At 41.7% G+C, this 9,449-nt stretch carries 6 protein-coding genes; 4 read left to right on the top strand and 2 right to left on the bottom strand.

The genetic code is table 11. The features are described from left to right. The first annotated feature begins 304 nt into the window (after nt 1-304). Nucleotides 305-802 carry a flagellar protein FlhE gene (locus AAGC78_RS06885; RefSeq protein WP_435783317.1) on the top strand — a complete coding sequence of 166 codons (498 nt, stop codon included), beginning with the start codon at nt 305-307 and terminating at the stop codon, nt 800-802. Nucleotides 803-851: 49 nt separating this feature from the next. Here the strand turns inward: AAGC78_RS06885 and AAGC78_RS06890 are convergent, their stop codons facing one another. Next, on the bottom strand, nt 852-1,337 hold the full coding sequence (locus AAGC78_RS06890; protein ID WP_435783318.1) for a hypothetical protein: 486 nt from the start codon (nt 1,335-1,337) through the stop codon (nt 852-854). Between the two features lie 519 nt (nt 1,338-1,856). Between AAGC78_RS06890 and AAGC78_RS06895 the strand changes: the two genes are divergently transcribed. The 3 genes from AAGC78_RS06895 (at nt 1,857) to AAGC78_RS06905 (ending at nt 6,413) form a co-directional block, all read left to right on the top strand. After that, on the top strand, nt 1,857-3,782 hold the full coding sequence (locus tag AAGC78_RS06895; protein ID WP_435783319.1) for a hypothetical protein: 1,926 nt from the start codon (nt 1,857-1,859) through the stop codon (nt 3,780-3,782). A gap of 81 nt (nt 3,783-3,863) precedes the next feature. Next, entirely contained in the window at nt 3,864-5,228 is a 1,365-nt protein-coding gene (locus tag AAGC78_RS06900) for a KAP family P-loop NTPase fold protein (RefSeq protein WP_435783320.1), read from the top strand. Between the two features lie 279 nt (nt 5,229-5,507). Continuing rightward, nucleotides 5,508-6,413 carry a transposase gene (locus AAGC78_RS06905; RefSeq protein WP_435783321.1) on the top strand — a complete coding sequence of 302 codons (906 nt, stop codon included), beginning with the start codon at nt 5,508-5,510 and terminating at the stop codon, nt 6,411-6,413. Nucleotides 6,414-6,728: 315 nt separating this feature from the next. Here the strand turns inward: AAGC78_RS06905 and AAGC78_RS06910 are convergent. Further along, a partial coding sequence (locus AAGC78_RS06910; protein ID WP_435783322.1) for an ATP-binding protein occupies nt 6,729-9,449 on the bottom strand: 2,721 nt, incomplete at its 5' end.

Below are 9,449 nucleotides of genomic sequence, written 5' to 3' on the forward strand. Positions count from 1 at the left end.
ATTAAATATAAATTATTTTACTGCTAACAAATAAAATTTACTGAAAATTAAAAATACATTTTTCCATTTAAATTAGTTGTTAGAAAATATTTTTCTGGGTTCAATGCTAGCTTCAACAATAAAATACGCCAATTAAAAATTAAATATATTCTATTAATTATGTTTTAAGTGACAAATTGATTTATTTTTAACCTTTGTAATAGCCCGTAATATTTTTATGGTTTGAGTGCGTAATAGGCTTCTATTGCCTACTATTCGGATTAAATGGATTAGGCGTAACTTAATATTTTACAGGAGTAAAAAGATGAAATTACGTAAATTGTTTAAAGCAGTGTTGGTCTTAGGCTTGGCATCTGCTATTCAGCCGACATTTGCTCAGACAACTTCAATATCAATTATCCCGGAAGATAATTCTTATCAGGCCGAGGCTGCTAGTCCTATTGCCGCACTTCTTAGTGGTGCTTGGATTAACAGTGGTGTGGGGCCAACGATGACAAATAGATCCACTAACTATGCGTTGACTATTCCAGTGTTAGGTCCAGTTCCAGCGGGTTCTGTAATCACTTCAGTGAACTACTCATGGAACTTGTCTACATTACCGTCTGGATTGACGGTGAGCCTTTGCCACGATACCACCGCGACTTGTGTAAATGTAACATCATCTAAAAATGGCTCGGTTTCGAACTTCAACGGTTTAGATGCGAATAAGAAGTTTATTTATGTGTTCCGTGCATCTGGGTCAGGTTCAATTTTCCCTGTCGCATATGGAATGTCAGATCAAGTAATCGTTAATTACAACTAGTAATAATGCTTTGGCCACAACTGAAATAGTTGTGGCCATTTTGACTGAACTATACATAAATACTGTATCTGCTTAATCCGGTCTTCAGCTGGTAATCCATAGGAAGGGATTTATTAAATTCCATCAATGATTTAAAAATTTCTGCATCAGTCGCATTTTCTGATTTCATCTGGTTGTATATATCGATCCGCTGTTCCGTTACTCCCTCTGCTATTTGGCTGAACTGGTTGGTTCGATCCTGAAAAGCTTTCCACGCCTCAATATCCGACGGCACATCATTAGCATCATATATCTCTCTGTCAGGGACAAACGTGTATATCTCGACCATCTCTTTAGCGAATTTTGGGTCTTTCTCAACTTGATCAAAAATTTTCTGAACACCGTCAATAGTTCCAGTGGTTTCACTGTTAGTTACGTTACTAATTGACGAGATATCCGATTTTGCAATTGAAGTGACATTATTTATTGCTGAGGATTTGAGTGGATAATTTAATGGGTTGCTTAACAAGCTGCCAATGCTAGAAGTAACTGACATTTTGAATCTCCTTTAAGTTTCTCTTTATTGATATTGCAGAAGACATGCCCACGGAAAAATAATGAGTAAAGTCAATAATTTATAGGGCTTGATATTTAAGGTGCCATCAAAAAAGCGGCAATAGTATGCCGCAGGTCGGCAATTAACTTCCCAATTTGATTTGCTTGCCCGAAGAAAACTATCACCTACATGGCCTCGCAATGAAATTTGTTAGGTGGATAAAACTCCTCGAATAGGCAGAATTTCCTTAATATTGTTACTAACCGTAATCCAATTCATAAGAGTTATGTGTAGTAATTGACGCCAGTATAGCTACATGGTATCAGTCGTGTTTGTGCCCAAAGCGGAAGTTGCAAATCCAGATAATGAGAGAACAGAAAAAATTGCAACTGTGCTTTCCATTGGTGAAAAAAAGTCTTACCCCAAAAGCTTGTTGCTTCAAAGAAGTTGAGAAAAAGGCCTTGTTTCAGCTGCTGTTAACAGGTGGGCACAGGGTAAAAATATAAAAATGGAGCATAAATGAATCTTTCCAAACCACTTATTAATTTAGCAATTCTAGAAACCCTAAAAACAAGTGATTTTAGGGATGAAATTGATCTGTTTGTTCCTTATATCGCTATATCACTCAGCAGACTGCGCGAGATCCCTTTCGCGGCTGACGATCTTAGAGTGCAACTAAAAAAGGACTTTGGTATTGATGCGCCCTTAGCTGCGGTCGAGGTTTTGATGGCAAGGGCAAAAAAGAGAAATTTAATTAGATTGGAAAATCATGTCTATTTTCCTGTTACTGACAACATACAGCCGTGGCAAGACCAATTCAACGAAGGAGCTCAGCAGGTTGATGATTCGGTCGGATTAATAGCGCAAGCTTTTGTCAGATATGCAGGTGAGCATTATAAAAAGCAAATTACAGAAGACGATGCCACGGATTTAATTTATGAATTTCTAAAGGATAATGTTGGCGATTCAGCATTAATATCTATAAAAAAGAGTGCTCAGTTATCCGAAACAATTAAAAACTCAAAGCATCTGACGGCAAGTTTTATTGCCAATTTGCACTCATCGAAATCCCCGCTTTGGCCAAATTTCGAAGTTGTGACCAGAGCAATTATGCTGGCAAGCTATTTAGGCTATGCCAATCAAATTTCTGGTAAAAAAGACTATTCGAAAATTTCTGTTTATCTTGATACACCTTTAATCATCGGATTGCTGGGTTACAGCGGTGACAACAAATCTAAAACTATTTTAGAAATGCTTAACTTGCTTCGAAGTTTCAATATTAATGTCATCGTTTTTGATATAACCCTGCGGGAACTTGAAGGCATACTCGATGCCTGGAAAAATGATCTAAGGGCAAGAAATTATGAAAGGTTCAACCCCAAAACCCTTGATCTTTTGAGGCATAGAAAAATTGATTATGCAACATTGGAGACGCATCTAACTCTGCTTGAGAAGCGCATTGAGGATCATGGAATTAAAATTCAGCGCGGCTTTAAGTTAAATGAAAAGCTTAACTGTGACGTTGCTGCCTTAGAAGAGAAAATTAAACAAGAGTTTAGGGGTAGATGGGTTGATCCGCGCCATGATGCTGACGCGTTAAACCGGATACTCAACACAAGAAAAGGGCAGCGAATTAAAACCTTAAATCAAGAGTTTAGTCTTTTTGTCACACCAAACAATGCACTTGTAGATATAGGGCAAGATTTTTTTGGTGATTTAGATCGATCAATACCTTATGTGGTGACCGATCGCTGGATTACAACGATGTTTTGGTTCAAGCATCCGGAAATTTTTAAGGATCTTCCCACTAGAATGTTAGTAACAAGTGCATATGGTACGATGTTTGCAGACAACGGTTTTTGGAAAAAATTCACAGATAGACTGGAGTCACTTCAAAGCAGCAAGGCAATAACAGAAGAAGATTTTGTGCTTGTACGATACGACGCAGATCTATTGTTGAGAGTTCATGAGCTGTCAGTAGACCGAGGAATGGAATTTACTGATAAAGATGTTTTTGAAATTGTTGAACATGTTAAAAACAAACAAATTCAAGAAAAAGATAAGGAAATATATGATCTTCAAGAAAAGGCTAACTCTGAGATAATCCAACTTCAATCTGAAATCGTCAATAGAGCTGATGAATTAGAGTCAACAAAACAAAAAATCACAAAATTTTCAAACATAATCGGGGCAATTGTGTCTTCGTTTCTATGTGTACTAATTTTTTGTTGTGTTTTTTGGGCTTCTTACACCGGCCTTCCCATTGAAAGCATTAATAATTCATTTATACAAAATTACAAAAATAGCTTTTTAGCTGCTATCGCGCTTATCGTAACGGCAATATTTGGTTTTATGGGAACACTCTTTGGCTGGAGTATAGTGACTGTGCATCAGTGGATTAAGAAAAAAGTATCCGAATGGTTATTTAAAAATCTTATTGGTTGATTGCGTAAAAAATACTTCATGAAAGATGGAATAATTAATAAATTCGTACACTATAAAGCTTAAATATAGGAAGTCTAATTAATGACTAGTATAGTTGCTGAACGTTGTTTCCAAGGTGAAAGAGGAAGGGATGAATTCCAGCGCGAACCCGTTGCAGCCAAGGTAATTTCGTTACTTGTTTCTGATGCACAAGTGTCACCAATAGTTATTGATGGCGATTGGGGTACAGGAAAAACTGAGTTCTGCCATAAATTAATCAATAAATTTAAAGCGGAGCATGACAGCTATCGCATTGTTTATGTAGATGCATTCAAGGCTGATCATGCTGATAATCCTTTAATGACCATCTTGGCCGAGGTGCTAAAACTTTTACCTGAGGGTGAGCAACGCAAAGGGTTTATTCAAAAAGCATTACCAGTTATACGCTATGGATTAAAGACGGCGTTGAAAGTTGGCGTAGGCCATGTGCTAAGAAAAAATGCAGACGATATAGCTGATGAGCTGGAAGACGTTCTTGAGGAAACCACGGAGAAAGTTATTGATGCCTCAGTTGAGGCCCTTCTTAAAGAGCATGAAAAAGCTGAAGAAAGCTTAGCTGCACTCCAAAAAACCTTGGCTCAAATTGCTGATGAATCGCCAATAGTCATGTTCATCGACGAATTAGATCGTTGCCGTCCCGATTTCTCTGTAGAAATGCTTGAGATTATTAAGCATACCTTTGATGTTGAGGGCGTTCAGTTTGTACTTGTAACCAACACAAAGCAATTAACTGCCGCAATTAACCATCGATATGGCAGTGAAGTTGACTCCCAGCGCTATTTGGATAAATTTTTGAAATTCAGGTTTTCATTACCGAATACCTTAACCCAAAGAAGACACGACAGGACACTTGCTGCGACAATGCATTTTGACTCGCTGGCAAACCAAAGCCTTATTCTTAAGGATACCCTGCTAGCAGAGGCAAATAACGGTGTTGCAGATTTTTGCAGAGCTTTAATTAGATTTAACCACTTATCTCTAAGAGAAATTGAAACGATTGTCCGTCATTTTGAGATTTACCATACGCTTACGTCCAAAAACGGATTAGCGCCTAGCGTAATATTTGGTTTCCAGCTGTTCCGCATTTTTGGCATTTATCTATTCTGCTTTGAGCCTAAAATTGCAGAAAAGATCATCCGAAATACTGCGAACGCAGATGAGATTTTGAATATCTTAAATGTCTCAGATTTGCCAAGATTATTACCTCAAGAGCACAAATACCCAGAAAATTACGAAGTGGTTGCGGTAATGCTTGCTGGAGATTGCAAATTTGGAAATGAAAAGTTCTCTAATTTGAATGATGACTGGAAAAGGCAATTCGTAGAGCTTTTTGAACGAAGATATCCTGGCCATGAAAGGTTCATTGATATTATTGTCGAAACCATTGATGTTCTTTCGTTTAGGTGATGACTAGATTGGTGCTAAGTGGCACCAATTACAGTAGCTTATTCATGAAAATTCTGCACTTCGGGCCTCAGGGCTATATGAAACTACGCATGACATAACAAAAACCAAAATTTCAGGAAGAATGCAGCGCAAAACTTCATGCATTGTATTGTCGACCTTTTGGATCAATCGAGATCATTAATGAATGTCTGGTATTGGCCGATACTGTTGAAAAACTAAATTGACCGTTGCTCCGTCATTTGCTCCAATAGATTCATAACCTATTGAGGGCTAAAGCAAATGATGGGACAGCAATCACCGCAACAAAATGCGCTGTTTTACGATTTTTGCTTAGAGCGCCACATTCCCAACAATCACTTATTGCGTCATATCAATTCATTTCTCGATTTCTCAGAAATTCGCAAACACCTGGAGTCTTTTTATAGTCATACCGGCAGGCCATCTATTGATCCGGAACTCATGATTCGTATGTTGCTGATTGGATATTGTTACGGAATTCGATCAGAGCGGCGGTTGTGCGAGGAAATTAACTTCAATTTAGCCTATCGTTGGTTTTGCGGTCTTGGTTTGGAGGCCGGGCTACCAGATCATTCCACATTTTCAAAAAATCGTCATGGCCGTTTTCGTGAGTCAGATATTTTTAGAATGGTTTTTGATACGGTTGTTCGTCGCTGCATGAAACAAGGCCTTATTAAAGGCGAAGGCTTTGCGATTGACGCTAGTGTTATCAGGGCTGATGCTTCAAGACAAAACTATAAAAACACTCCGATTGATTGGACTCCAGAACAAGTGCAAAACCGTGCAGTTAAAGAGTATTTGGAATCGTTAGATTTAGATCCGGCCTTAACAAAGACTGACCGCAATACCTCACTAGCCGATCCCATGTCCCAATGGTCCGCTATTAAGGGGCCTGCTCAGTTTTACTATTCTACAAATTACATGATTGATGTTGAACACGGCATTATCGTCGATGTAGAAGCCTCCATAAGCAATCGCGCATCTGAGGTCGCCACAACCGAAATAATGATTGAACGCATCGAGGAAAACCACGGAATCATACCGGATAAGATCATTGGTGATACCGCTTATGGTGCAGCAAAAACCTTGAATTATCTGGTTGCTGAAAAAGGTATTGAACCGCATATTCCAGTGTGGGATAAATCTTCGCAACCGCACAAAATTTGAGGAGGCTGACGCGCTTGGCAAGTTTATACCCACAAATAACAATATCGAGTGCTTAAATAAAAAGAAAAGCGAAAATTAACCTAAATATCAACCTTTGCAGACTGCATTAGATGGAAACCACATCTGATGCAAACAGAAATAAGGCCAATTGAGATTAAAACATCTCAATTGGCTCGAAAAATTAAATGAGTTTTTCAACAGTATCGGCCGAAAGCGGTATTCCACGAGGTAAGTAGTCAATCATCAAAAATTGCGGTGGCATTACGTCAATTATCTCGGTTTATAACGTTCTGCCACATAAATGGTTCAACTATGTTATTTTTGCGGTGAACTCGACAAAATTTCGTTGAGTTTTTCTAGCGACGCTGGCTTCGTCAAATGATAATCAAAGCCTACTGCGATGGCTTGTGCTTTATCAGACTCGGCGCCACGCCCTGTTAGTGCAACAAAACGAGAGTGTTTTAGCTTCGCAATTTTTCGCATCTCTACCGCGACTTCGTATCCCGACATGTCAGGCAAACCTATATCCAAAAATACGATGTCCGGTAATGTATCTGCTGCCAGAGCCAGCGCGTCTTTTCCGTTGCCCGCTGTGTATGCTGTGTGACCGCAATATTGCATCAGCGTCGCTAATGTTTCGGCGCCGTCGCGATTGTCGTCGACGATCAGAATATGCAAAGCTGTTGTGTTCTCGGTTGGAGTATCAGTCGCGACATTTTGCGAGATCTTCTCTGTCACAATACGTGGTAACCGAATCGAGAAGGTGCTGCCTTGTCCTTTACCAGGGCTAGTAACTGCAACGGAGCCATCGTGCAAATCTACCAGCCGTTTAACCAGATGCAAGCCAATCCCCAAGCCGCCTTGTGCGCGATCAACTTCAGTTTGAATTTGTGAGAATAGATTAAAAACCGTAGACACAGCCTCTGGCGACAAACCTATGCCGTTGTCTTCCACTGTTAAGACCGCAACATCTTCTTCTGCAAAAGTGGACACTACAATCTTGCCACCATTGGGTGTGTATTTGGCTGCATTGTTTAATATGTTACTGATTACCTGCGTGATACGGTGCGGATCTACATCAATCGTCACATCTTGCTCGCGTATGTTGACGACCAATTCGTGGTGACTCGCCTCGATCAGTGGCATGCTGATCTCTACTGCATTAGTCAGAATTGTTTTAAGCGCGACAGGCTCTTTTTTCAGGTTAATTTTTCCCTTGGTAATCCGTGCAATATCCAGCAAATCATCGACCAAGTGCGTCAGATGTTTCACCTGTCGATCCATCATTTGATGAACGTTGTTGGCGGGTTGATTGGCTGATGTCGACAAGCGCATGATCTCAAGACCATTGCGGATCGGTGCCAACGGATTACGTAATTCGTGCGCCAGCGTCACTAGAAATTCGTTCTGGCGCTGATTAATTTCGGTCAGATCGTTCGCGAGAACTTCCATTGAATCCTTGGCCACGCGCTCATCATGCACATCGACGACGGTGCCGACGAAGCCTGTGAGGGCACCGTTTTCAAATAAAGGTGCGCCTGAGTCGACTGCCCAGCGGTAGTCGCCGTTGGCATGCCGAAGACGGTAAATAATATTAAATGGGACGAGGGATTGTTGTGCCGATAAAAACATATCGCGAGTATGCGGTTGATCGTCCGGGTGAACGTTATCGATCCAGCCGAAACCTAAATCCAATGAGGTGTCGCGGCCAGTCACTTCGCCCCAACGCTTACTCAAAAATGTGCAATATCCGGTTGCGTCACAGGTCCATATAATTGCAGTCGAGGCATCAACAAGGGAGCGAAAGTATTTCTCACTCAATGCAAGCTCGGACTGCGCTGCTTGGCGGCGGCGAGCTGCATCGACCTGATATTTGACACGACTCAGTAATTCATTTGCAGAAAACGGCTTAACCAGATAATCGTCAGCACCGGCAGCCAAACCTTCGATCTTGGCTTCCTCACCGGCACGCGCCGATAGCAGGATGATCGGGACATCTTTGATGGCTTCGTTGTTTCTGACTTTTTCGATCAAGCCGAAACCGTCGAGCACCGGCATCATCACATCGCTAACGACCAGGTCCGGTCGCTCACGACAGATCGCCTGATAGGCTGCCTCGCCATCACCGCAGGTTTCGACTGAAGCGTAATTTTCCATCAGCCGTTTCAGATAACCACGCATATCACTGTTGTCGTCTGCCAGCAAAATGCGAATGGGCGTCGCGTCACCATTAATGATTGATTGCACTGTAGGGCGTGGCGGCAACCCCTCTTTTTCTTGTTGCTCCTCAGGCAACCAGCCCAGGGCTTCCTGAATAAACGAGGTGCCCAATGTATCTGCTGGCGTTGTAAAAACGGCATTACCTTGATTGTTGGCGCCTGCAAGTTCGGCTAACGGAACATGCGCAGTGCCAAATGGAATCTCAACGTAAAACGTTGACCCTTCGCCGGGCTCACTGGTGACGCCGATTTTTCCTTTGTGCAGCTTGACCAATTCCTGAATCATCGCCAAGCCGATACCGGTACCTTCGTAGGTGCGGCCTTTTGAATTTTCAATACGATGGAAACGCTCAAATACTCTTGGTAATTCTTCCTCGGCAATACCAGAACCTGTATCGCTGATCTCCAGTCGAGCAAAGCCTTCGATTCGCTTCAAGGTGACGCCAATGCTACCGCTAAAGGTAAATTTGAAGGCATTGGAGAGCAGGTTGAAAACGATTTTTTCCCACATATCCCGGTCGATATAAACATCCTCGCCAAGATCGGTGACGGTGACTTCATAACGCAGCCCGGCTTTTTCTATCGCCGAGCGAAATACACCGCTCAAATCTTCAGTGAGTTGCGCTAAATCGGTCGCAGCAAAATTGCCCTTTGCGCGGCCTGCTTCAATACGCGAGAAGTCGAGCAGGGCGTTTACAAGCTTCAGCAACCGCAGTGAATTGCGATGGGTGACTTCCAGACGTTTGCGTTGCGCGTCGCCAAGTGGTTCGTCGCTATCAGCGAGAGCATCCTCCAGCGGGCCGACCATTAGCGTGAG

Origin of the sequence: Cellvibrio sp. (assembly GCF_039207905.1) — a bacterium.
Classification (GTDB): domain Bacteria; phylum Pseudomonadota; class Gammaproteobacteria; order Pseudomonadales; family Cellvibrionaceae; genus Cellvibrio.

Bases quoted from the DNA above. Each gene is read 5' to 3' on its own strand.
- AAGC78_RS06885 (WP_435783317.1), top strand. From the start codon at position 305: ATGAAATTACGTAAATTGTTTAAAGCAGTGTTGGTCTTAGGCTTGGCA.
- AAGC78_RS06890 (WP_435783318.1), bottom strand. From the start codon at position 1,337: ATGTCAGTTACTTCTAGCATTGGCAGCTTGTTAAGCAACCCATTAAAT.
- AAGC78_RS06895 (WP_435783319.1), top strand. From the start codon at position 1,857: ATGAATCTTTCCAAACCACTTATTAATTTAGCAATTCTAGAAACCCTA.
- AAGC78_RS06900 (WP_435783320.1), top strand. From the start codon at position 3,864: ATGACTAGTATAGTTGCTGAACGTTGTTTCCAAGGTGAAAGAGGAAGG.
- AAGC78_RS06905 (WP_435783321.1), top strand. From the start codon at position 5,508: ATGATGGGACAGCAATCACCGCAACAAAATGCGCTGTTTTACGATTTT.